Source organism: Pseudomonas entomophila, from assembly GCF_013523165.1.
GTDB lineage: Bacteria > Pseudomonadota > Gammaproteobacteria > Pseudomonadales > Pseudomonadaceae > Aquipseudomonas > Aquipseudomonas entomophila_A.
In genome coordinates this window covers 47,141-69,497 of record NZ_JAAMQI010000023.1, presented here as the reverse complement: position 1 = coordinate 69,497, position 22,357 = coordinate 47,141, and the positions used below count along the sequence as shown (strand labels likewise).

Genomic DNA, 22,357 nt, shown 5'->3' with positions numbered 1-22,357 from the left:
GCGCAGGGGCTGGGGCAGGGCCGGGGTCCACTGGGGCAGGCGGTCGCCGCTGGCCCGGCGCAGGGTGGCGCTGAGGCGGGCCAGGCGTGGGGCGCCGAGCAGTGCGCGGGCACCGTGGGCAGCGGCCAGGGTCAGGCGGGCGCCGCGCAGGGTGGTATGGAAGTGGTCGGCGAGCCAATCGGCGGTCTTGGCGTGCGAGGCGGCTTGGGCGCGGAGCTTCTTCACCAGTTCGCCCGTGTTGATGCCGACCGGACAGCGCTGGGCGCACAGGCCGGTGGCGGCGCAGGTGTCGATGCCCTGGTACTGGTAGGCCTGCATCAGCTCGCGGGTGTCTTCGCCGGCGCGCTGGCGGGCCTGGATGTCGCGCCACATGACGATGCGCTGGCGTGGGCTGAGGGTCAGGCCCTTGGACGGGCACACCGGCTCGCAGAAACCGCACTCGATGCACTTGTCGACGATCGCGTCGGCGGCAGGCAGTGGTTTGAGGTGCTTGAGGTGAATCTGCGGGTCGTCGCTGAGCACCACGTCGGGGTTGAGGATGCCGTTGGGGTCGAGCAGGCGCTTGAGCGTCCACATCAGCTGGTAGGCGTCCTGGCCCCATTCGAGCTCGACGAAGGGCGCCATGTTGCGGCCGGTGCCGTGTTCGGCCTTGAGCGAGCCGCCGAATTCCACGGCGACCAACTGGGCGACGTCGTCCATGAAGGCCTGGTAGCGCGCCACTTCGGCCGGGCTGTTGAAGCCCTGGGTGAAGACGAAGTGCAGGTTGCCCTCCAGCGCGTGGCCGAAGATGATCGCCTCGTCGTAGCGGTGCCGTTCGAACAGCTGGATCAGCCGGTTGACGCCTTCGGCCAGTTGCTCGACGGGGAAGGTGACGTCCTCGATGATCACCGTGGTGCCGGTCTGGCGCACGGCGCCGACGGCGGGGAAGGTGTCTTTGCGGATCTTCCACAGCAGGTTGTACATGCCCGGGTCTTCGCTGAAGTCGACCTTCTGCTCCAGGGGGAAGTGGGCGATGGCGGCGCGGATCTGGTCGAGCTGTTCGTGCAGCAGGCTCTGGCTGGCGGCGCGCGATTCGATCAGCAGGGCGCAGGCGCTGCCCGAGAGTGCCTTGACCCAGGCCGGCATGCCGACCATGTCCTGCACCGAGCGCAGGCTGCGGCGGTCGAGCAGTTCGACGGCGGAGACCGGCTGCTGCTTGAGCAAGGTCACGGCCTTGCAGCAGTTCTCGACGTCGGTGAAGACGAGCAGCGCGGTGGCCTTGTGCGGGTGATCGGGCACGGTGTCGTAGGTGACGGCGCTGATGAAGCCGAGCGTGCCTTCGGAGCCGACCATCAGGTGGTAGAGGATGTCCAGCGGCTGGTCGTAGTCCACCAGGGCGTTGAGCGACAGGCCGGTGGTGTTCTTCAGGCGGTACTTGTGGCGGATGCGCGCGCCCAGGGCGGTGTTGGCGCGGGTCTCGCGGCCCAGGCGCGCCAGTTCGGCGAGCAGCGGGGCATGGCTGCGCTCGAAGGCGGCGACGCTGGCCGGGTCTTCGCTGTCCAGGCAGGTGCCATCGGCCAGCACCAGACGCAGGCCGGCCAGGGTGTGGTAGGTGTTCTGCGCGGTGCCGCAGCACATGCCGCTGGCGTTGTTGGCGACGATGCCGCCAATCTTGCAGGCGTTGATCGAGGCCGGGTCCGGGCCGATCTTGCGCCCGTAGGGGGCCAGCCAGGCATTGGCCTGGGCACCGATGACGCCGGGTTGCAGGCGGATCTGCGCGCCGTCGTCGCGGATCTGCCGGCCGTTCCACTGGTCGCCCAGCACGATCAGCACCGAGTCGCTGATGGCCTGGCCGGAGAGGCTGGTGCCGGCGGCGCGGAAGGTCACCGAGACGCGGTCGCGCTGGGCCAGGTGGAGCAGGCCGACCACCTCGTCTTCGGACTCGACGCGCACCACCAGTTGGGGGATCAGCCGGTAGAAGCTGGCATCGGTGCCGAAGGCCAGGGTCGAGGTCGGGTCGTCGAAGCGTCGCGCGGCCGGGATCAGGCGTTCGGCGTCGCGCAGGAAGGTGGCGGGCAGGCTCATGCAGTCTCCTCGCGGGGCCGTGCCGTCTGGCGCGACAGGTGCCCCGGTCAATCAGGCGGTGTGAAGGGCGGGGTCAGGCGCCCAGTTCGCGCACCAGCGAGTCACGGCTGATCTCGCTGATGGACTTGGCCCCGGTCAGCACCATGGCCACGCGCATTTCTTTTTCGAACAGGTCGAGCAGGTTTTTCACGCCGGCTTCGCCGTGGGTCGCCAGGGCATAGAGGAAGGCGCGGCCGATCAGCACGCTGTCGGCACCGAGGGCGATCATGCGCACCACGTCCAGGCCGCTGCGGATGCCGGAGTCGGCGAGGATGGTCAGGTCGCCCTTGACCGCATCGGCGATGGCCGGCAGCGCGCGGGCGCTGGACAGCACGCCATCGAGCTGGCGGCCACCGTGGTTGGAGACGACGATGCCGTCGGCGCCGAAGCGCACTGCGTCACGGGCATCGTCGGCGTCGAGGATGCCCTTGATCAGCATCGGGCCGTCCCAGGTGTCGCGGATCCACTCCAGGTCCTTCCAGGAGATCGACGGGTCGAAGTTGGCGCCCAGCCAGCCGATGTAGTCGGCCAGGCCGGTAGGGTTGCCGCGGTACACGGAGATGTTGCCCAGGTCATGGGGGCGGCCGTTGATACCGACGTCCCAGGCCCACTGCGGGTGGGTCATGGCCTGCAGCACGCGGCGCAGCGGGCCGTTGGCGCCGCTCATGCCGGAGTGGGCGTCACGGTAGCGGGCACCGGGCACGGGCATGTCGACGGTGAACACCAGCGTCTTGACCCCGGCGGCCTTGGCGCGCTCCAGGGCGTTGCGCATGAAGCCGCGGTCCTTGAGCACGTAGAGCTGGAACCACATCGGCCGGTCGATGGCCGTGGCGACCTCCTCGATCGGGCAGACCGAGACGGTGGACAGGGTGAACGGGATACCCTTGCTGGCGGCGGCGCGCGCGGCCTGCACTTCGCCACGGCGGGCGTACATCCCGGCCAAGCCGATCGGCGCCAGGGCCACCGGCATGCTCAGGGTCTCGTTGAACAGGCGGGTTTCCAGGCTCAGCTCGGACATGTTCTTCAGCACCCGCTGGCGCAGGGCGATGTCGGCCAGGTCCTGGACGTTGCGGCGCAGCGTGTGCTCGGCGTAGGCGCCACCGTCGGCGTAGTGGAACAGGAACGGTGGCAGCTTGCGTTGAGCGGCTGCGCGGTAGTCGGTCGAGGCGGAAATGATCATGGGATCTCGCAGCGTGAGGGGTGGGAAAAGGCCGGGCGCAGGTGTGCACGCCCGGCGTTCGTCACGTCAGTGCACCAGCATACCCGTCAGCCAGTAGGCCTGGACCAAGGTGATCAGGCCGACGATGGTGGCGAAGAACAGGCTGTGCTTGAGGGTGAAGCGGAACAGGTCCGATTCCTTGCCGACCAGCCCGGTGGCGGCGCAGGCCACGGCGATGGACTGCGGCGAAATCATCTTGCCGGTCACGCCACCGCTGGTGTTGGCGGCCACCAGCAGGGTGTCGCTGACGCCGATCTGGTGGGCGGTGGTGGCCTGCAGCGAGCTGAACAGGGCGTTGGACGAGGTGTCCGAGCCGGTCAGGAACACGCCCAGCCAGCCGAGGAACGGCGAGAAGAACGGGAACGCGGCGCCGGTGCCGGCCAGGACCAGGGCCATGGTCGACGACATGCCCGAGTAGTTGGTGACGAAGGCGAAGGCCAGCACCATGCCGATCGACAGGATCGGCCAGCGCAGCTCGTACAGCGTCTCCTTGAAAGTGGTCAGACCAGTTTTGACGTTGATCTTCAGCACCAGCATCGACAGCAGGGCGGAGAGGAAGATCGCGGTGCCGGTGGCGGAGATCGGGTCGAGCTTGAACACGGCCGGCATGGGCGTCGCGTTGACGACGATCGGCGCGGTCTTGATCACCAGCTGGTCGAGGTGCGGGATGGCGAAGTTGAACACCCAGTCGTACATCGCACCGCCCGAGGCGAACGCAGCCTTGAAGGGCTTGAGGGTCCAGATCGTCACCAGCACGGTGAGGATCAGGAACGGCGACCAGGCCTTGAAGATCTCGCCCAGGCTGTAGGGGCTCGGCTGGATGCCACCACCACCGGCGACTGCGGCGGTGCTGCCGGCCATGCTGGTCATGGCGCGCTTGGGCTGCCAGACCTTGAGGAACAGGGTCAGGGCGATCAGGCTGGCCAGGGCCGAGGTGATGTCCGGCAGCTCCGGGCCGATGAAGTTGGAGGTGAAGTACTGGGTGACGGCAAAGCTCAGGCCGGCCACCAGCGCGGCGGGCCAGGTTTCCTTCACGCCGCGCAGGCCGTCCATCATGAACACCAGCCAGAACGGCACGAACAGCGACAGCAGCGGCAGCTGGCGACCGGTCATGGCGCCGATGTGGAAGGCGTCGATACCGGTCACCTGGCCGGCGACGATGATCGGGATGCCCAGGGCGCCGAAGGCCACGGGCGCGGTGTTGGCGATCAGGCACAGGCCGGCGGCGTACAGCGGGTTGAAGCCCAGGCCGACCAGCAGCGCGGCGGTGATGGCCACGGGCGCGCCGAACCCGGCCGCGCCTTCGAGGAAGGCCCCGAAGCAGAAACCGATCAGCAGCACCTGCAGGCGCTGGTCGTCGGTGATCGACAGCACCGAGCTGCGAATGACCTCGAACTGGCCGCTCTTGACCGTGAGCTTGTAGAGGAACACGGCGGCGATGATGATCCAGGCGATGGGCCACAGGCCGTAGGCGAAGCCGTAGCCTGCAGCGGCGATGGCCATGTCGGCGGGCATCTGGAAGGCGAAGATCGCCACCAGGATCGACAGCGCCAAGGTGATGCTGCCGGCCACATGGCCCTTGAGGCGGAACACCGCCAAGGCCAGGAAGAAGAACACGATCGGGATGACGGCGGCGAGCGCGGACAGGCCCAGGCTGCCAAGCGGCGCGTAGAGTTGTTGCCAGGTTTGCATAATGGGGTGGCCCCTAATTGTTGTTGGTCATGCGCTGGCATTGTAAATTGGTCATACCAATTTACAATGTGGAGTGGTTAGGGTAAAAGCCTCGCCCGGGGTGTGTCAATTTGTCTCGGTGTCGACGTTCGTCGTGAGTCGATCGACGGTGGCGCGGGTGGATGTCGCCCGGTGATGGATGAGCGACAATGCGCGCCTGTGAGTGCGTGGTGAGGGAGTGCGTCAGATGGTGTTTGATCAGGTTCGCCAGCGGCGGTTGTCCGACGATATCGTCGCGCGCCTGGAAGCGATGATTCTCGAGGGCACCTTGACTTCCGGGCAGCGCCTGCCGGCCGAGCGTGCGCTGGCGGAGCAGTTCGGCGTGTCGCGGCCTTCCCTGCGTGAAGCGATCCAGAAGCTGGTGGCCAAGGGGCTGCTGGTCAGTCGCCAGGGCGGCGGCAACTATGTGGCCGAGTCATTGGGCTCGACGTTCAGCGATCCGCTGCTGAACCTGCTCGAGCACAGTGGGGATGCGCAGCGCGATCTGCTGGAGTTTCGTCACACGCTGGAGGCCTCGTGCGCCTACTACGCAGCCCAGCGCGCGACCGACCCGGACCGCGAGCGGCTCAAGGCCGCGTTCGATGCGCTGCAGGATTGCTACTCGCGGGTCGATCGGGTGAGTCGGGCAGAGGAGGGCGCGGCGGATGCGCGTTTCCACCTGGCGATCGCCGAGGCGAGCCACAACGCGGTGCTGTTGCACACGATTCGTGGGTTGTTCGACCTGCTCAAGCGTAACGTGGTGACCAACATCGGTGGCATGTACCAGCAGCGGGCGGAGACGCGGGACATGCTGATCGCGCAGCATCGGGCATTGTATCTGGCGATCGTCGAAGGGCGGGCGGATGAGGCGCGGGAGGTGTCCAGCCAGCACATTCTGTACGTGCAGGAGGTGTTGCAGGAGGCGCAGCAGGAGGCCCAGCGGGTGGCGCGGGCGGAGCGGCGCAGTGGGCGGTGAGGGGGTGTGCGTGGGGGGATTGATGTGAGAGAGGGGTAGGCTGGTTTTACGGCCCTTGCAGGGCCGATCGCGGCACAGGGGCCGCTCCTACAGGAGATCACGTTCGCCTGAGCCACCGCTCCTGACAGGGAATCGCGTTCGCCTGAGCCGCCACGACCGGTGTAGGAGCGGCCCCTGCCGGGGCGCCGGACCGGCCGCGATTGGGCCCGCAGGGCCCACAGAACCAGCGCCGCCGACTAAAACAGCAGCGCTGCTCCTGGTCCCAGGTTCAGACTCACGACGGTCTCTCAGGCAGCTACACGCCACCCAAGCCCACCTCAGTCGTCCTTGCCCTTGCTCCGCACGGCCCGCTGCATCTCGCGGTTGGAGTCGCGCTCGCGCTCGGTGTCGCGCTTGTCGTATTCCTTCTTGCCCTTGCCCAGCGCGATCTCGCACTTGATCAGGTGCTTGCTCCAGTACAGCGCCAGGGCCACGCAGGTGTAGCCCTTCTGCGCCACCGCGGCCTCGACGCGTTCGAGCTCGCGCTTGTTCAGCAGCAGCTTGCGCGTACGCTGGGGGTCGGCGATGACGTGGGTGCTGGCCGCCGTCAGGGGGGTGATGTGGCTGCCGAACAGCCAGGCCTCGCCATCCTTGAGCAGCACGTAGCTGTCCGTCAGGTGGGCCTTGCCCGCTCGCAGGCTTTTTACTTCCCAACCGGACAGGACCAGTCCGGCCTCGAACTTGTGTTCGATGAAGTAATCGTGTCGCGCTTTCTTGTTCTGCGCGATGGTCCCGGTCGGATGTTTCTTTTGCTTAGCCATAGGGTTGGCATTATAAGCAGCGGTTCGCGTTGTCGGCTACGGGATTTCTGCATGCTTGAGCCTGCCGGACGAAACCCGGACAATGCTGGCACTGTCTTTCCTACAGGACAGGTCCAGAGGCGCCACATGGCGCTGCCGCCCCCGCTTTGGAAGTGATGCTTTGACTACCCATATCCAACGTTCCGCCTTGCTGCCCTATCCCGCCCAGGCGCTCTACGATCTGGTCAATGATGTGGCCAGCTATCCACAGTTCCTGCCCTGGTGCTCGGCCGCGACGGTGCTCGAGTCCAGCGACACGCACATGCGCGCCAAGCTGGAGGTGGCCAAGGGCGGGATGAGCCAGCATTTCGTCACCCGCAACACCCTGGTGCCGGGTCACTCCATCGAGATGAACCTCGAGGAAGGGCCGTTCACGCAGCTGCACGGTGTCTGGGTGTTCAAGCCCCTGGGCGACAAGGCCTGCAAGATCAGCCTGGACCTGGCGTTCGACTACGCCGGGCCCCTGGTGCGGGCCACCCTCGGGCCGCTGTTCAACCAGGCGGCCAACACCCTGGTCGACGCCTTCTGCCAGCGCGCCAAGCAATTGCACGGCTGAATGCACAACGGCCCGTCCATTGACTGGACGGGCCGTTGCGAGCGAGCGCAGGTGGCAAGGCGACCCGCGCGGCGAGAAGTTTACTGCGGAGACGTTTCCAGCGGTGCCGGCGTCGGCACCGGGGTCGTCTCGATGGTGTCGATCTCGCGCTGGATCGACTCCTCGAGCGAGCCTGGCTTGGCTGGCTGTTCGGCCGGCTGCGCCTGGCCTGGTTCGCTGGCCGGGGTCAGGGTGGTGTCACCGCTGCCCTCGAGGATCGCCTGGTCCTTGCTCACGCCGGGCATGAAGTCGCCGGAGAGGTTGACCAGTTGGTCGCTGTCATTGAAGAACACGCTCATGCGCTCTTGCTGACGTCGGCCACCACCAGGCTGCAGGGTATAGAGATAATCCCAGCGATTGGTGTTGAACGTGTCCTGAAGCAGCGGGTTGCCCATGATAAACCTTACCTGGCGCCGGGTCATTCCGGGGCGCAATTGGTCTATCATGTCCTGCGTGACGACATTGCCCTGCTGGATGTCGATTTTGTAAACCCCGGGAAACGAGCAACCGGCGAGTGCGAGCAGTCCCACGAAGGTGAGGCTGGTTAGCAAGAGCTTGGTGTTTTGCATCGGTGGGCGACTTCCACTATCTTGGCTGGACAACGTAAACCCCGATCATACCCGTATTAAGAGAAGCTGCGAAGCAGCATCGGCGAGAAAGCTGACCATGGTTGAAAATAGCGAATTACGCAAAGCCGGTCTCAAGGTGACACTGCCTCGAGTCAAGATCCTCCAGATGCTCGACCTGAACGAGCAGCGCCATATGAGCGCCGAGGACGTGTACAAGGCACTGATGGAGGCCGGCGAGGACGTGGGTCTGGCGACCGTTTACCGTGTCCTGACCCAGTTCGAAGCGGCTGGCCTGGTCGTGCGTCATAACTTCGATGGCGGCCATGCCGTGTTCGAACTGGCGGATGGCGGCCACCACGACCATATGGTCAACGTGGATTCCGGCGAGGTCATCGAGTTCTTCGACGCAGAGATCGAACGGCGTCAGAAGGAGATCGTGCAGGAGCACGGCTACGAACTGGTGGACCACAACCTGGTCCTGTACATCCGCGCCAAGAAGGCGTGATCTGAGGTGATACGGGGCGGCGAGGGCGGTGTGACGGCCGGTGCCGCCCACACTGGATGACCGGGAGCCGGTCAGCGTCTCAAGGGATCGGGGCGGCGCTTCCCGTCCAGGCCTAGCGTATCGGCGACACCCCCCCGGCAGGCGGCGCCTCATGGCGCCCCTGCCGGGCCTTTCTTCCTTATTTACCGCTGACGACCATCTTGCGTGCATGGGCCAGGGATTCCTTGGTCAGGTCGATGCCGCCCAGCATGCGTGCTACCTCTTCTACCCGCTCCCGTTTGCCCAGGTTGGCGACTGCCGTGTGGGTGGTGTCGCTGTGTCGAACCTTGTGCACGAACAGGTGATGGTGCCCTTGGGCCGCGACCTGGGGCAGGTGAGTGACCGTCAGCACCTGGCCGCGATCGCCCAGGCGCCGCAGCAACTGCCCGACGATCTCGGCCGTCGGGCCACCGATGCCGACGTCGACTTCGTCGAACACCAGGGTCGGGATGCGCGAGGTCTGCGCGGTGATCACCTGGATCGCCAGGCTGATTCGTGACAGCTCGCCCCCGGAAGCGACTTTGGCCAGGCCCTTGAGCGGTTGGCCCGGGTTGGCGCTGACCAGCAGTTCGACCGACTCCAGGCCGTGGGGCGAGAGATCCTCGCCGTTCAGTGGCGTCAGCGCGATGTGGAAGCGCCCGCCGGGCATGCCGAGCCGCTGGATCTCCTGTTCGACGGCATTGGCTAGTTGGCCGGCAGCCTGGTGGCGCAAACCGCTGAGTTCGGCGGCCTTGAGCTGGTAGTGCTTGGCGTACGCGGCCAGCTCGTCGCCCAGGCGTTCGACCGACTCGTCGCTGGCGTTGAGGCCTTCGAGTTCATCGATCAGCCGCTGCTGCAGCTCGGGCAGTTCGCTCGGTTGCACGCGGTGCTTGCGCGCCAGGGTGTACAGGGCGTCGAGACGCTCTTCGAGGGTTTGCAGGCGCATCGGGTCGGCATCGAAATGGTCGAGGAAGCGGTTGAGTTCGCCGACCGCTTCTTCGATCTGGATCTGCGCACTGGCGATCAGGTTGGCCGCTTCGCCCAGCGCCTTGGGCCCGTCGCCGGTGTTGCCCAGCCGGCTGAGGCAGGCGGTCAGCACGCTGAGCACGTTGCCCGAGTCGCTTTCGCTGCACTGGTCGATGACCTGCCGGCAGACCCCGAACAGGGCCTCGGCGTTGGTGAGGTTCTTGTGCTCCTGCTCGAGCAGCTCCAGCTCGTTCTCGCCCAGGTTGAGGTTCTCGAGCTCCTCGAGCTGGTAGCTGAGCAGCTGGTGACGCGCACGCTGTTCATCGCTGGAGTTGGACAGCCGCTCCAGCTCCTGACGCGTCTGCCGCCAGCGCTGGGCCGCCAGGTGCACCTGGCGGGCCAGGTCGCTGGCGCCGGCGTATTCGTCGAGCAGGCGGCGATGGGTGTCGGTCTTGAGCAGGGACTGGTGCTCGTGCTGGCTGTGAATGTCGATCAGCAGCTCGCCGAGGGCCTTCAGGTCGCCGAGTGGGCAGGGCGTGCCATTGATGTAGCCACGGCTGCGCCCCTCGGCGGTGATGACGCGGCGCAGGATGCAAGGGCCGTCCTGCTCCAGGTCGCGCGCGACCAGCCAGGCGTGCGCCTCGGGAATGTCGATCAGGTCGAAGGTGGCGAGGATGTCGGCCTTGTCGGCGCCCGGACGAACCACCCCGCAGTCGGCGCGATCGCCCAGGGCCAGGCCCAGCGCATCGAGCATGATCGACTTGCCGGCGCCGGTTTCGCCGGTGATGACGCTCATGCCGCGCGCGAGCTCGAGGTCCAGGTGTTCGACGATGGCGTAGTTGTGGATCGACAGATGCACCAGCATGGGCGGCTCCCGAGGGGTCAGATCTGGTTATACATTCAGGTCTGGTTATTTATACAGTCCGCGCGAAAGCGTGGCAATGCCCGCTGGCCGAGTGGTGTTTGGCAGGGTGTTGCACGCGACGGGCGAAGACGCGCGCCAGGCCGAGATTTTGTGAGCGCCATGCCGGTTCGCGAGGTCGAACCCAGCACGCCGATCACGACGGGCGGTCAGCCCTTGAAGCTGGCATTTCAGCCCCCATATATCCGGCAGACCAGCGAGCACGCCTCGCACAGACCCATTTGCGCAGGAGAGAGACCATGGCTGACGAACAGCTGGACGAAAACATCCTTAACGGCAACGTCGACGAAACCGGCGCAGACGAGCTCGGTGCCCGCGTCCAGGTGCTCGAGGAGCAGCTGGCCGCCGCCCAGGATCAATCCCTGCGCGCCGTCGCGGACTTGCAGAACGTGCGCCGCCGCGCCGAGCAGGATGTCGAGAAGGCGCACAAGTTCGCGCTGGAGAAGTTCGCAGGCGACCTGCTGCCGGTGATCGACAGCCTCGAGCGCGGCCTGGAGCTGTCCAGCGCCGACGACGAGACCATCAAGCCGATGCGCGAAGGCATCGAGCTGACCCTGAAGATGTTCAGCGACACCCTGGCGCGTTACAACCTGCAGCCGATCGACCCGCACGGCGAGCCGTTCAACGCCGAGCACCACCAGGCCATGGCCATGCAGGAAAGCGCCGAGGTCGAGCCCAACAGCGTGCTCAAGGTGTTCCAGAAGGGCTACCTGCTCAATGGCCGTCTGCTGCGCCCCGCCATGGTGGTGGTCAGCAAGGCGCCGAGCGCGCCGCAACCTTCTATCGATGAAAAGGCTTGAAATCCTTCCGGGCATCCCCATCTAGGTGTCAAGCACTCACGTATTGCCGCAGTTGGCCTCAGCCGCCGCTGTAACCTAATTCAAGTTTCGGGAGAGTTTACATGGGCAAGATCATCGGTATCGACCTGGGGACCACCAACTCGTGTGTTTCCATCCTCGAAAACGGTAACGTCAAGGTCATCGAGAACGCCGAAGGCGCGCGTACCACGCCGTCCATCGTCGCCTACGCCAACGACGGCGAGATCCTGGTCGGCCAGTCCGCCAAGCGTCAGGCCGTGACCAACCCGCACAACACCCTGTTCGCGGTGAAGCGCCTGATCGGCCGTCGCTTCGAAGAAGACGTCGTGCAGAAAGACATCAAGCTGGTGCCGTACAAGATCGTCAAGGCGAACAACGGTGATGCCTGGGTCGAAGCCTCCGGCAAGGAAATGGCGCCGCCGCAGATCAGCGCCGAAGTCCTGAAGAAGATGAAGAAGACCGCCGAAGACTACCTCGGCGAAGCGGTGACCGAAGCGGTCATCACCGTACCGGCGTACTTCAACGACAGCCAGCGTCAGGCCACCAAGGACGCCGGCCGCATCGCCGGTCTGGACGTCAAGCGCATCATCAACGAACCGACCGCCGCGGCCCTGGCCTACGGCATGGACAAGGCCAAGGGCGACCACACCGTGATCGTCTATGACCTCGGTGGTGGTACCTTCGACGTCTCGGTCATCGAAATCGCCGAAGTCGACGGTGAGCACCAGTTCGAAGTACTGGCCACCAACGGCGACACCTTCCTGGGTGGCGAAGACTTCGACATGCGCCTGATCGACTACCTCGTCGACGAGTTCAAGAAAGAGTCCGGCATGGACCTGAAGAACGATCCACTGGCCCTGCAGCGTCTGAAAGAAGCTGCTGAAAAAGCCAAGATCGAGCTGTCCTCGGCCCAGTCGACCGACGTCAACCTGCCGTACATCACCGCTGATGCGACCGGTCCGAAGCACTTGAACGTCAAGATCTCCCGCGCCAAGCTGGAATCGCTGGTCGAAGACCTGGTCAAGCGTACCATCGAGCCTTGCCGCATCGCCCTGAAGGACGCCGGCATCGACGCCAGCAAGATCGACGACGTGATCCTGGTCGGTGGCCAGACCCGTATGCCGATGGTGCAGAAGGCCGTGGCCGACTTCTTCGGCAAGGAAGCGCGCAAGGACGTCAACCCCGACGAAGCCGTCGCCATGGGTGCTGCCATCCAGGGCGCCGTACTGGCCGGTGACGTGAAGGACGTGCTGCTGCTGGACGTCAGCCCGCTGACCCTGGGTATCGAAACCATGGGTGGCGTGATGACCGCGCTGATCGAGAAGAACACCACCATCCCGACCAAGAAGTCGCAGGTGTTCTCGACCGCCGACGACAACCAGAACGCCGTGACCATTCACGTGCTGCAGGGCGAGCGCAAGCAGGCGTCGCAGAACAAGTCCCTGGGCAAGTTCGACCTGGCCGACATCCCGCCAGCACCACGCGGCGTGCCACAGATCGAAGTGACCTTCGATATCGACGCCAACGGCATCCTGCACGTCGGTGCCAAGGACAAGGCCACCGGCAAGCAGCAGTCGATCGTCATCAAGGCCAACTCCGGTCTGTCGGACGACGAGATCGAGCGCATGGTGCGTGACGCCGAGGCCAACGCCGAGGAAGACCGCAAGTTCGAAGAGCTGGTCGCTGCCCGCAACCAGGGTGACGCGCTGGTCCACTCGACCCGCAAGATGGTCACCGACGCCGGCGACAAGGTGACGGCCGACGAGAAGTCCGCGATCGAAGCCGCCGTGGTTGCCCTGGAAGCCGCCCTGAAAGGCGACGACAAGGCTGCCATCGACGCCAAGGTCGAGGAGCTGTCCAAGGTCTCCGCGCCGGTCGCGCAGAAGATGTACGCCGAGCAAGGCGAGCAGGCGCAAGGCGGTGCCCAGCAGCAGGCTGAGCCCGAAGCGCGCAAGGACGACGTGGTCGACGCCGAGTTCGAAGAAGTGAAAGACAACAACAAGCAGTAATCCCTGCAAGTTGTCGGCCGGTTGATCGCCATGAGGCGATCAGCTGGTAGGATGTCGCCGCGCGGGGGCTTGCTCCCGCGTTGGCGTGTCTGGAACACGAGAATTTTTACGGCATCTGTCTGGGCGCTTCCGAGTGTGGCGGCAGGTGCTGTCGGCACGGCGCATGATGCGCAGAGGTTTGCCGAACGCCCTCAAGAGTGCAAATGACCTATGGCAAAGCGTGATTATTATGAGGTGCTGGGTGTCGAGCGCGGCGCCAGTGAAGCTGACCTCAAGAAGGCCTATCGCCGCCTGGCGATGAAGTACCACCCGGACCGTAACCCGGGTGACAAGGAGTCCGAGGACCAGTTCAAGGAGGCCAACGAGGCCTACGAGGTCCTGTCCGACGCCAGCAAACGTGCCGCTTACGACCAGTATGGCCACGCCGGCGTCGACCCGAGCATGGGTGGCGGCGGCGCCGGTTTCGGCGGCGCGAACTTCTCGGACATCTTCGGCGATGTCTTCAGCGACTTCTTCGGCGGTGGCCGGGGCGGCGGTCGCGGTGGCGCCCAGCGTGGCAGCGACCTGCGCTACACCCTCGAACTGAACCTGGAAGAAGCGGTGCGCGGCACCACGGTCAGCATCCGTGTGCCGACCCTGGTCAACTGCACCCCCTGCGATGGCACCGGGGCCAAGAAGGGCTCTTCGCCGATTTCCTGCCCGACCTGTGGCGGCATCGGTCAGGTGCGCATGCAGCAGGGGTTCTTCTCGGTGCAGCAGACCTGCCCGCGTTGCCACGGCCAGGGCAAGATCATCAGCGATCCGTGCACGGCCTGCCAGGGCGAAGGGCGCGTCGAAGAGTACAAGACGCTGTCGGTGAAAGTGCCGCCAGGGGTCGACACGGGCGATCGCATCCGTCTGTCCGGAGAAGGCGAAGCCGGTGCCCAGGGTGGCCCGACGGGCGACCTGTACGTGGTCATCAGCGTGCGTGAGCACTCGATCTTCCAGCGTGACGGCAAGCACCTGTACTGCGAAGTGCCGATCAGCTTCATCGAAGCGGCCCTGGGCGGTGAGCTTGAAGTGCCGACGCTCGATGGCCGGGTCAAGTTGAAGATCCCGGAAGGCACCCAGACCGGCAAGCAATTCCGTCTGCGCGGCAAGGGCGTGGCCCCCGTGCGTGGCGGTGCGCCGGGCGACCTGTTGTGCCGTGTGGCCGTGGAGACCCCGGTCAACCTCAGCCGTCGCCAGCGCGAGCTGCTCGAAGAGCTGCGCGATTCGCTGCAGGTCGACAGTTCTCACTCGCCCAAGGCCAGTGGCTGGTTCGACGGCGTGAAGCGCTTCTTCGGCGATCTCTGACAAGGAACACGACATGCGACGTATTGCGGTGATGGGCGCGGCAGGGCGGATGGGCAAGACGCTCATCGAGGCCGTGCAGCAGCAGGCGCCAAGCGCGGGTCTGACGGCAGCGGTCGACAAGCCCGACAGCTCGCTGGTCGGTGCCGATGCCGGCGAGCTCGCAGCACTGGGCCGGATCGGTGTGCCCCTGTGCGGTGACCTGGCCAAGGTGGCGGACGAATTCGATGTGCTCATCGACTTCACGCACCCGTCGGTGACCCTGAAGAACCTGGCGTTCTGCCGCAAGGCAGGCAAGGCCATGGTGATCGGCACCACGGGCTTCACCACCGACGAGAAGGCCTTGCTGGCCGAGGCGGGCAAGGAGATTCCGATCGTCTTCGCCGCCAACTTCAGCATCGGCGTCAACCTCTGCCTCAAGCTGCTGGACACGGCCGCGCGCGTGCTGGGTGACGAGGTGGACATCGAGATCCTCGAGGCGCACCACCGGCACAAGGTCGATGCGCCGTCCGGCACTGCGTTGCGCATGGGTGAAGTCGTGGCCCAGGCGCTGGGCCGTGACCTGGACGAAGTGGCCGTGTACGGTCGCGAAGGCCAGACCGGCGCGCGCGATCGCAAGACCATCGGCTTTGCCACCGTGCGTGCGGGCGATGTGGTCGGCGATCACACCGTGCTGTTCGCCGCCGAGGGCGAGCGCGTGGAGATCACCCACAAGGCCTCCAGCCGCATGACCTTCGCCAAGGGTGCGGTCCGTGCTGCGCTGTGGCTGGATGGGCGCGCGCCTGGGTTGTATGACATGCAGGACGTGCTGGACCTGCGTTGACCGAGGGCGGCAGGTGCCTGGGCCGAGAGGGGTGGGTGCTTGCTGTGTTTTTCGGCAGGGCGGTGCGTGTGTGGGCCATATCGGCGACGGTGTGGCGGGTTTACGGGTCCTGCGGACCCGATCGCGGCGCAGGGGCCGCTCCTACAGAGAGCTGCGATAGCCTGCCTCACCGCGGCGTGGCTACGGGTGTGGGAGCGGCCCCCGCCGGGGCGCCGGACCGGCCGCGATCGGGTCCGCAGGACCCGCAAAAGCCCGCAACTCTTCTCCAGGCCTGCCACACAAACAAGCCCCACGCCCCACCCATGTCGCCATCCCGTGTTTTTCAGGCACATATCCGGTAGACCCAAAACACTCATTCCTGTAAGCTACAGCTTTAGTGTGTCCACTAAAAGCGCGCAGATAATCAGCATATTAAAGCGGAGTGACGTGTCCATACGTCATTCCGCTTTTTTGCAACCTGCGATCGCCCTTTCAGGCTTGATTTACGGGAGGTCTTCTTGACTAAGCCAGCCATACTCGCCCTTGCCGATGGCAGCATTTTTCGCGGTGAAGCCATTGGAGCCGACGGGCAGACCGTTGGTGAGGTGGTGTTCAACACCGCAATGACCGGCTACCAGGAAATTCTCACGGACCCTTCCTACGCCCAGCAGATCGTCACCCTGACCTACCCTCACATCGGCAACACCGGCACCACGGCCGAAGACGCCGAGTCCGACCGCGTCTGGTCCGCCGGCCTGGTCATCCGTGACCTGCCGCTGCTGGCCAGCAACTGGCGCAACACCCAGTCGCTGTCCGATTACCTCAAGGCCAACAACGTCGTCGCCATCGCCGGCATCGACACCCGTCGCCTGACCCGCATCCTGCGTGAGAAGGGCGCCCAGAACGGTTGCATCCTGGCCGGTGACGACATCACCGAGGAAGCGGCGATCGCTGCGGCACGCGGTTTCCCGGGCCTGAAAGGCATGGACCTGGCCAAGGTCGTCAGCACCAAGGAGCGCTACGAGTGGCGCTCCGGTGTCTGGGACCTCAAGACCGACAGCCACCCGACCGTCGATGCCGCCGAACTGCCGCACCACGTCGTCGCCTTCGACTACGGCGTCAAGGTCAACATCCTGCGCATGATGGTCGACCGCGGTTGCCGCCTGACCGTCGTGCCGGCACAGACCCCGGCCAGCGAAGTGCTGGCGCTGAACCCCGACGGCGTGTTCCTCTCCAACGGCCCTGGCGATCCCGAGCCGTGCGATTACGCGATCCAGGCGATCAAGGACATCCTCGAAACCGACATCCCGGTCTTCGGCATCTGCCTGGGTCACCAGCTGCTGGCCCTGGCCTCCGGTGCCAAGACGGTGAAGATGGGCCACGGTCACCACGGCGCCAACCACCCGGTGCAGGACATCGACTCCGGCGTGGTGATGATCACCAGCCAGAACCACGGCTTCGCCGTCGACGAAGCGACCCTGCCGGGCAACGTGCGCGCCATCCACAAGTCGCTGTTCGACGGCACCCTGCAAGGCATCGAGCGTACCGACAAGAGCGCGTTCAGCTTCCAGGGCCACCCTGAGGCGAGCCCAGGGCCGACCGACGTCGCGCCGCTGTTCGACCGCTTCATCGATGCCATGGCCAAGCGCCGCTAAGCATCCTGCTCCAGGGCTCCCGGACCGGCACGCGCCGCGTCCGGACGCGCCCGACCAAGATCGTTCAAGACGGCTTGCCGACTGACCCGCGGATTTGAGTGACAACCATGCCAAAACGTACAGACATCAAAAGCATCCTGATTCTCGGCGCTGGCCCGATCGTGATCGGCCAGGCCTGCGAATTCGACTACTCCGGCGCCCAGGCCTGCAAGGCCCTGCGCGAGGAAGGGTTCCGCGTCATCCTGGTGAACTCCAACCCGGCCACCATCATGACCGACCCGTCGATGGCCGACGCCACCTACATCGAGCCGATCAAGTGGCAGTCGGTGGCCAAGATCATCGAGAAGGAGCGTCCTGACGCGCTGCTGCCGACCATGGGTGGCCAGACCGCCCTCAACTGCGCCCTGGACCTGGAGCGCCACGGCGTGCTCGAGCAGTTCGGCGTGGAAATGATCGGCGCCAACGCCGACACCATCGACAAGGCCGAAGACCGTTCACGCTTCGACAAGGCGATGAAGGACATCGGCCTGGAGTGCCCGCGTTCCGGCATCGCCCACAGCATGGACGAAGCCAACGCGGTGCTCGAGCGCCTGGGCTTCCCGTGCATCATCCGTCCGTCCTTCACCATGGGCGGCACCGGTGGTGGCATCGCCTACAACCGTGAAGAGTTCGAAGAGATCTGCGCCCGTGGTCTGGACCTGTCGCCGACCAAGGAACTGCTGATCGACGAATCGCTGATCGGCTGGAAGGAATACGAGATGGAGGTGGTCCGCGACAAGAAGGACAACTGCATCATCGTCTGCTCGATCGAGAACTTCGACCCGATGGGCGTGCACACCGGTGACTCCATCACCGTCGCCCCGGCCCAGACCTTGACCGACAAGGAATACCAGATCATGCGCAACGCCTCGCTGGCGGTGCTGCGTGAGATCGGTGTCGAGACCGGCGGCTCCAACGTGCAGTTCGGCATCTGCCCGGACACCGGCCGCATGGTCGTCATCGAGATGAACCCGCGCGTGTCGCGTTCGTCGGCGCTGGCCTCCAAGGCCACCGGCTTCCCGATCGCCAAGATCGCCGCCAAGCTGGCCGTCGGCTACACCCTCGACGAGCTGCAGAACGACATCACCGGCGGCCGCACTCCGGCCTCGTTCGAGCCGTCGATCGACTACGTCGTCACCAAGCTGCCACGCTTCGCCTTCGAGAAATTCCCCAAGGCCGACGCCCGCCTGACCACCCAGATGAAGTCCGTGGGTGAAGTCATGGCCATCGGCCGGACCTTCCAGGAGTCCCTGCAGAAAGCACTGCGCGGCCTGGAAGTCGGTGCCTGCGGCCTCGACCCGAAAGTCGACCTGGCCAGCCCGGAAGCTGCCAGCACCCTCAAGCGCGAGCTGACCGTGCCGGGCGCCGAGCGCATCTGGTACGTGGCCGACGCCTTCCGTGCCGGCATGACCCGCGACGAAATCTTCGCCCTGACCAGCATCGATCACTGGTTCCTGGTGCAGATCGAAGACCTGATCAAGGACGAGGACAAGGTCAAGACCCTGGGTCTGGCCGACATCGACGCCCACCTGATGCGTCGCCTCAAGCGCAAGGGCTTCTCCGACCAGCGCCTGGCGAAACTGCTCGGGATCACCGAGAAGAACCTGCGTCGCCATCGTCACAAGCTGGACGTCCTGCCGGTCTACAAGCGCGTCGACACCTGCGCCGCCGAGTTCGCCACCGACACCGCGTACCTGTACTCCACCTACGAGGAAGAGTGCGAGGCCAACCCGTCGACGCGCGACAAGATCATGATCCTCGGCGGTGGCCCCAACCGCATCGGCCAGGGCATCGAGTTCGACTACTGCTGCGTCCACGCGGCCCTGGCGTTGCGTGACGATGGTTACGAAACCATCATGGTCAACTGCAACCCGGAAACCGTGTCGACCGACTACGACACCTCCGACCGCCTGTACTTCGAGCCGTTGACCCTGGAAGACGTGCTGGAAGTCTGCCGCGTCGAAAAACCCAAGGGCGTCATCGTCCACTACGGTGGCCAGACCCCACTGAAACTGGCACGCGCCCTGGAAGAGGCCGGTGTACCGATCATCGGCACCAGCCCGGACGCCATCGACCGCGCCGAAGACCGCGAGCGCTTCCAGCAGATGGTGCAGCGCCTGAACCTGCTGCAGCCGCCGAACGCCACCGTGCGCAGCGAGGACGAAGCCATTCGTGCCGCCGGCGACATCGGCTACCCGCTGGTGGTGCGTCCTTCGTACGTGCTGGGCGGTCGCGCCATGGAGATCGTCTACGAGCTGGACGAGCTCAAGCGCTACCTGCGCGAAGCGGTGCAGGTTTCCAACGACAGCCCGGTCCTGCTCGACCACTTCCTCAACTGCGCCATCGAGATGGACGTGGACGCGGTCTGTGACGGCACCGACGTGGTGATCGGCGCGATCATGCAGCACATCGAACAGGCCGGCGTTCACTCCGGTGACTCGGCCTGCTCGCTGCCACCGTACTCGCTGAGCCAGGAGGTCCAGGACGAAGTCCGCGAGCAGGTGCGCAAGATGGCCCTGGAGCTGGGCGTGGTCGGCCTGATGAACGTGCAGCTGGCCCTGCAGGGCGACAAGATCTACGTGATCGAAGTCAACCCGCGCGCCTCGCGTACCGTGCCGTTCGTCTCCAAGTGCATCGGCACTTCGCTGGCGATGATCGCCGCGCGGGTCATGGCCGGCAAGACGCTCAAGGAGCTGGGCTTCACCGAAGAGATCATCCCGAACTTCTACAGCGTCAAGGAAGCCGTCTTCCCGTTCGCCAAGTTCCCGGGCGTGGACCCGATCCTCGGCCCAGAGATGAAATCCACCGGTGAAGTGATGGGCGTCGGCGACAGCTTCGGCGAAGCCTTCGCCAAGGCCCAGATGGGCGCCAGCGAAGTGCTGCCGACCGGTGGCACCGCCTTCATCAGCGTGCGTGACGACGACAAGCCGCAAGTCGCCGGCGTGGCCCGTGACCTGATCGGCCTGGGCTTCGAGATCGTGGCCACCGCCGGCACCGCCAAGGTGATCGAGCAGGCCGGTCTGAAGGTGCGCCGTGTCAACAAAGTGACCGAGGGTCGCCCGCACGTGGTCGACATGATCAAGAACGACGAAGTATCGTTGATCATCAACACTACCGAAGGCCGTCAGTCGATCGCTGACTCCTACTCGATCCGCCGCAACGCGCTGCAGCACAAGATCTACTGCACCACGACCATTGCCGCGGGTGAAGCCATCTGCGAAGCGTTGAAGTTCGGTCCGGAAAAGACCGTGCGTCGCTTGCAGGATCTGCACGCAGGACTCAAACCATGAGCATGACCAAGTACCCCATGACCGTTCAGGGCGCCCGCGCCCTGGAAGAGGAGCTGACCTTCCTGAGCAAGACCGAGCGCCCGCGCTTGAGTCAGGCGATCGGCGAAGCGCGCGAGCTGGGCGACCTGAAAGAAAACGCCGAATACCACGCCGCGCGTGAAGAGCAGGGCATGGTCGAGGCGCGTATCCGTGACATCGAAGGCCGCCTGCAGAACGCGGTGGTGATCGATGTCACCACCATCGCCCACACCGGCAAGGTCATCTTCGGCACCACCGTGGTGCTCGAGAACACCGAGACCGGCGATCAGGTGACCTACCAGATCGTCGGCGAGGACGAGGCCGACGTGAAGAAGGGCAAACTGTCCAGCAGCGCACCGATCGCCCGCGCCATCATTGGCAAGAGCGAAGGGGACGCAGCCGTCGTCAAGACGCCCAACGGCACGGTCGAGTACGAGATTGTCGAAGTCAAGCACATCTGACCGACGCCTGCGGGCGCCGTCCCTCGAGGGCATCCTCTGGCAGCTGGCCCAGGTTTTCTGGGTCGGCGGCCTGTGGGTGTTCCACGTCGGGCTGGTGCCGGCGCTGAAGGTCAGCGGCCTGGCGCCGTTGCTGGTGCAGGACGTCGCCGCGCAGATCGACCGCTGGCTGGTCGGCGTGGCGTGGCTCGGGCTGATGATCCAGCTGGCGGTGCTGGCGCGGGTCGACGGACTGCCGGCCTGGTGGCGTCAGTTCCGGGGGCAGATGCTGTTGCTGGGCTTCACTGCCTGCGTGGCGTACTACACGCTGCGCTACGGCATTGCCGTCGGTGAACGGTGGCAGATGATCTGCTTCCTGGCGCTGGGCTTTGCCGGCATCGTGCTGGTGGCCCAGCCCGTCCCCGTCAGGACGCGTACGCCGCGTCGCTGACGGGTGCCGCCGCTTACTTGTAGCGGTGGACGTTCGACAGCTGCTTGTTCGGCTGCGGGTTCTTGCGGTAGATCAGGGCTTTCTTGCCGATGGTCTGCACCAGCTCGGCGCGGCCGACCTTGCACAGTTCGGCGATGGCTGCGGCACGCTCTTCACGATCTTCCGAGCGGATCTCCACCTTGATCAGCTCGTGATCGGCCAGGGCGCGCTCCAATTCGGCCGCCACACCTTCGTTCACCCCATTGCCGGCGACGATCAGGACAGGCTTGAGGTCATGACCAATGGACTTGTACTGCTTCTTCTGCTCGTTATTGAGCGGCATAATCTGACCCTTTTCGTCTGATTCTGTAAAATTGACGGGCATTTTACCCGAGGGCCCGTGGCTCCGCCCAGTCAATCACGACGCATATCATCGAGGTGCCCCGTGGCGCAACGTTCCAAAAGCAGCCATAACTGGCTGAGAGAGCATTTCAACGACCCCTTCGTCAAACAGGCGCAGAAGGACGGCTACCGTTCGCGCGCCAGCTACAAGCTGCTGGAGATCCAGGAAAAGGACCGGCTAATCCGCCCTGGCATGAGCGTGATCGACCTGGGCGCCGCCCCGGGCGGGTGGTCGCAAGTGACCAGTCGTCTGATCGGTGGGCAGGGGCGTCTGATCGCGTCCGACATCCTCGAGATGGACAGCATCCCCGACGTGACCTTCATCCAGGGCGACTTCACCCAGGACGAGGTGCTCGAACGCATCCTGCAGGCGGTCGGCGATTCCCACGTGGACCTTGTGATTTCCGACATGGCCCCCAATATGAGTGGTACCCCCGAGGTCGACATGCCACGGGCGATGTTCCTGTGCGAGCTGGCGCTGGACCTGGCCAGCCGCGTGTTGAAACCTGGCGGCGATTTCCTGATCAAGATATTCCAGGGAGAGGGCTTCGATCAGTACCTCAAGGACGTGCGTGGCAGGTTCGACAAGGTGCAGATGCGCAAGCCGTCCTCGTCGCGGGACCGTTCCCGCGAGCAGTACCTGCTCGCCAGAGGTTGGAAGGGGTAGGGCGTGCCGCAGGGCAGGCGCTGCCAGGTCAAGTGA

At 65.2% G+C, this 22,357-nt stretch carries 19 protein-coding genes; 12 read left to right on the top strand and 7 right to left on the bottom strand.

Annotated features, from left to right (window positions below):
- From G7Z99_RS16625 to G7Z99_RS16615, 3 genes are all read right to left on the bottom strand, one after another.
- Positions 1–2,064, bottom strand: a 2,064-nt coding sequence (locus G7Z99_RS16625) for an FAD-binding and (Fe-S)-binding domain-containing protein (RefSeq protein WP_181095704.1), incomplete at its 3' end; no start/stop codon positions are given.
- Positions 2,065–2,137: 73 nt separating this feature from the next.
- Complete coding sequence (lldD, locus tag G7Z99_RS16620; RefSeq protein ID WP_181095702.1) at positions 2,138–3,283, bottom strand: FMN-dependent L-lactate dehydrogenase LldD; 1,146 nt, start codon at positions 3,281–3,283, stop codon at positions 2,138–2,140.
- 66 nt (positions 3,284–3,349) lie between these two features.
- A complete protein-coding gene (locus G7Z99_RS16615) occupies positions 3,350–5,014 on the bottom strand; it encodes a lactate permease LctP family transporter (RefSeq protein WP_181095700.1) in 1,665 nt (554 codons plus the stop codon).
- A gap of 226 nt (positions 5,015–5,240) precedes the next feature.
- Here G7Z99_RS16615 and G7Z99_RS16610 point away from each other — a divergent pair, with 226 nt between their 5' ends.
- Entirely contained in the window at positions 5,241–6,008 is a 768-nt protein-coding gene (locus G7Z99_RS16610; RefSeq protein WP_181095698.1) for an FCD domain-containing protein, read from the top strand.
- Positions 6,009–6,325: 317 nt separating this feature from the next.
- Here G7Z99_RS16610 and smpB read toward each other — a convergent pair whose 3' ends face one another.
- Positions 6,326–6,808: an SsrA-binding protein SmpB gene (smpB, locus tag G7Z99_RS16605; RefSeq protein WP_181095696.1), complete on the bottom strand. Its 483-nt coding sequence runs from the start codon at positions 6,806–6,808 to the stop codon at positions 6,326–6,328.
- A gap of 160 nt (positions 6,809–6,968) precedes the next feature.
- On the opposite strand from smpB, the gene G7Z99_RS16600 reads away from it, so the two are divergent.
- Positions 6,969–7,403 carry a type II toxin-antitoxin system RatA family toxin gene (locus tag G7Z99_RS16600; RefSeq protein WP_181095694.1) on the top strand — a complete coding sequence of 145 codons (435 nt, stop codon included), beginning with the start codon at positions 6,969–6,971 and terminating at the stop codon, positions 7,401–7,403.
- A gap of 80 nt (positions 7,404–7,483) precedes the next feature.
- Here the strand turns inward: G7Z99_RS16600 and G7Z99_RS16595 are convergent, their stop codons facing one another.
- Positions 7,484–8,011, bottom strand: coding sequence for an outer membrane protein assembly factor BamE (locus G7Z99_RS16595; RefSeq protein ID WP_181095692.1), 528 nt, complete (start codon positions 8,009–8,011; stop codon positions 7,484–7,486).
- Positions 8,012–8,108: 97 nt separating this feature from the next.
- Here G7Z99_RS16595 and fur point away from each other — a divergent pair, with 97 nt between their 5' ends.
- Complete coding sequence (gene fur / locus G7Z99_RS16590; protein WP_060392466.1) at positions 8,109–8,516, top strand: ferric iron uptake transcriptional regulator; 408 nt, start codon at positions 8,109–8,111, stop codon at positions 8,514–8,516.
- A 178-nt stretch (positions 8,517–8,694) separates the two neighbouring features.
- Here the strand turns inward: fur and recN are convergent, their stop codons facing one another.
- Positions 8,695–10,365 carry a DNA repair protein RecN gene (recN, locus tag G7Z99_RS16585; protein ID WP_181095690.1) on the bottom strand — a complete coding sequence of 557 codons (1,671 nt, stop codon included), beginning with the start codon at positions 10,363–10,365 and terminating at the stop codon, positions 8,695–8,697.
- A gap of 296 nt (positions 10,366–10,661) precedes the next feature.
- On the opposite strand from recN, the gene grpE reads away from it, so the two are divergent.
- The 8 genes from grpE (at position 10,662) to G7Z99_RS16545 (ending at position 21,273) form a co-directional block, all read left to right on the top strand.
- Positions 10,662–11,222 (top strand): nucleotide exchange factor GrpE, encoded by a 561-nt coding sequence (grpE, locus tag G7Z99_RS16580; RefSeq protein ID WP_181095688.1) that lies wholly within the window; start codon positions 10,662–10,664, stop codon positions 11,220–11,222.
- 101 nt (positions 11,223–11,323) lie between these two features.
- Entirely contained in the window at positions 11,324–13,249 is a 1,926-nt protein-coding gene (gene dnaK / locus G7Z99_RS16575) for a molecular chaperone DnaK (RefSeq protein WP_181095686.1), read from the top strand.
- Positions 13,250–13,459: 210 nt separating this feature from the next.
- Positions 13,460–14,584, top strand: coding sequence for a molecular chaperone DnaJ (gene dnaJ / locus G7Z99_RS16570; RefSeq protein WP_181095684.1), 1,125 nt, complete (start codon positions 13,460–13,462; stop codon positions 14,582–14,584).
- 13 nt (positions 14,585–14,597) lie between these two features.
- Positions 14,598–15,404, top strand: coding sequence for a 4-hydroxy-tetrahydrodipicolinate reductase (gene dapB, locus G7Z99_RS16565; protein ID WP_060392471.1), 807 nt, complete (start codon positions 14,598–14,600; stop codon positions 15,402–15,404).
- A 497-nt stretch (positions 15,405–15,901) separates the two neighbouring features.
- Positions 15,902–17,038 (top strand): glutamine-hydrolyzing carbamoyl-phosphate synthase small subunit, encoded by a 1,137-nt coding sequence (gene carA, locus G7Z99_RS16560; RefSeq protein WP_181095682.1) that lies wholly within the window; start codon positions 15,902–15,904, stop codon positions 17,036–17,038.
- A 107-nt stretch (positions 17,039–17,145) separates the two neighbouring features.
- Positions 17,146–20,367 carry a carbamoyl-phosphate synthase large subunit gene (gene carB / locus G7Z99_RS16555; protein ID WP_181095679.1) on the top strand — a complete coding sequence of 1,074 codons (3,222 nt, stop codon included), beginning with the start codon at positions 17,146–17,148 and terminating at the stop codon, positions 20,365–20,367.
- The gene (greA, locus tag G7Z99_RS16550) at positions 20,364–20,846 is read left to right on the top strand and encodes a transcription elongation factor GreA (RefSeq protein WP_181095677.1); all 483 of its coding nucleotides are present in this window, start codon (positions 20,364–20,366) and stop codon (positions 20,844–20,846) included. The genes carB and greA overlap by 4 nt, the downstream gene beginning before the upstream one ends.
- Entirely contained in the window at positions 20,824–21,273 is a 450-nt protein-coding gene (locus G7Z99_RS16545) for an MFS transporter (protein WP_181095675.1), read from the top strand. The genes greA and G7Z99_RS16545 overlap by 23 nt, the downstream gene beginning before the upstream one ends.
- 13 nt (positions 21,274–21,286) lie before the next feature.
- On the opposite strand, the gene G7Z99_RS16540 is transcribed toward G7Z99_RS16545, so the two are convergent.
- Complete coding sequence (locus tag G7Z99_RS16540; protein WP_181095673.1) at positions 21,287–21,595, bottom strand: YhbY family RNA-binding protein; 309 nt, start codon at positions 21,593–21,595, stop codon at positions 21,287–21,289.
- Positions 21,596–21,697: 102 nt separating this feature from the next.
- Here G7Z99_RS16540 and rlmE point away from each other — a divergent pair, with 102 nt between their 5' ends.
- Entirely contained in the window at positions 21,698–22,321 is a 624-nt protein-coding gene (rlmE, locus tag G7Z99_RS16535; protein ID WP_181095671.1) for a 23S rRNA (uridine(2552)-2'-O)-methyltransferase RlmE, read from the top strand.
- The last annotated feature ends 36 nt before the right edge of the window (positions 22,322–22,357 follow it).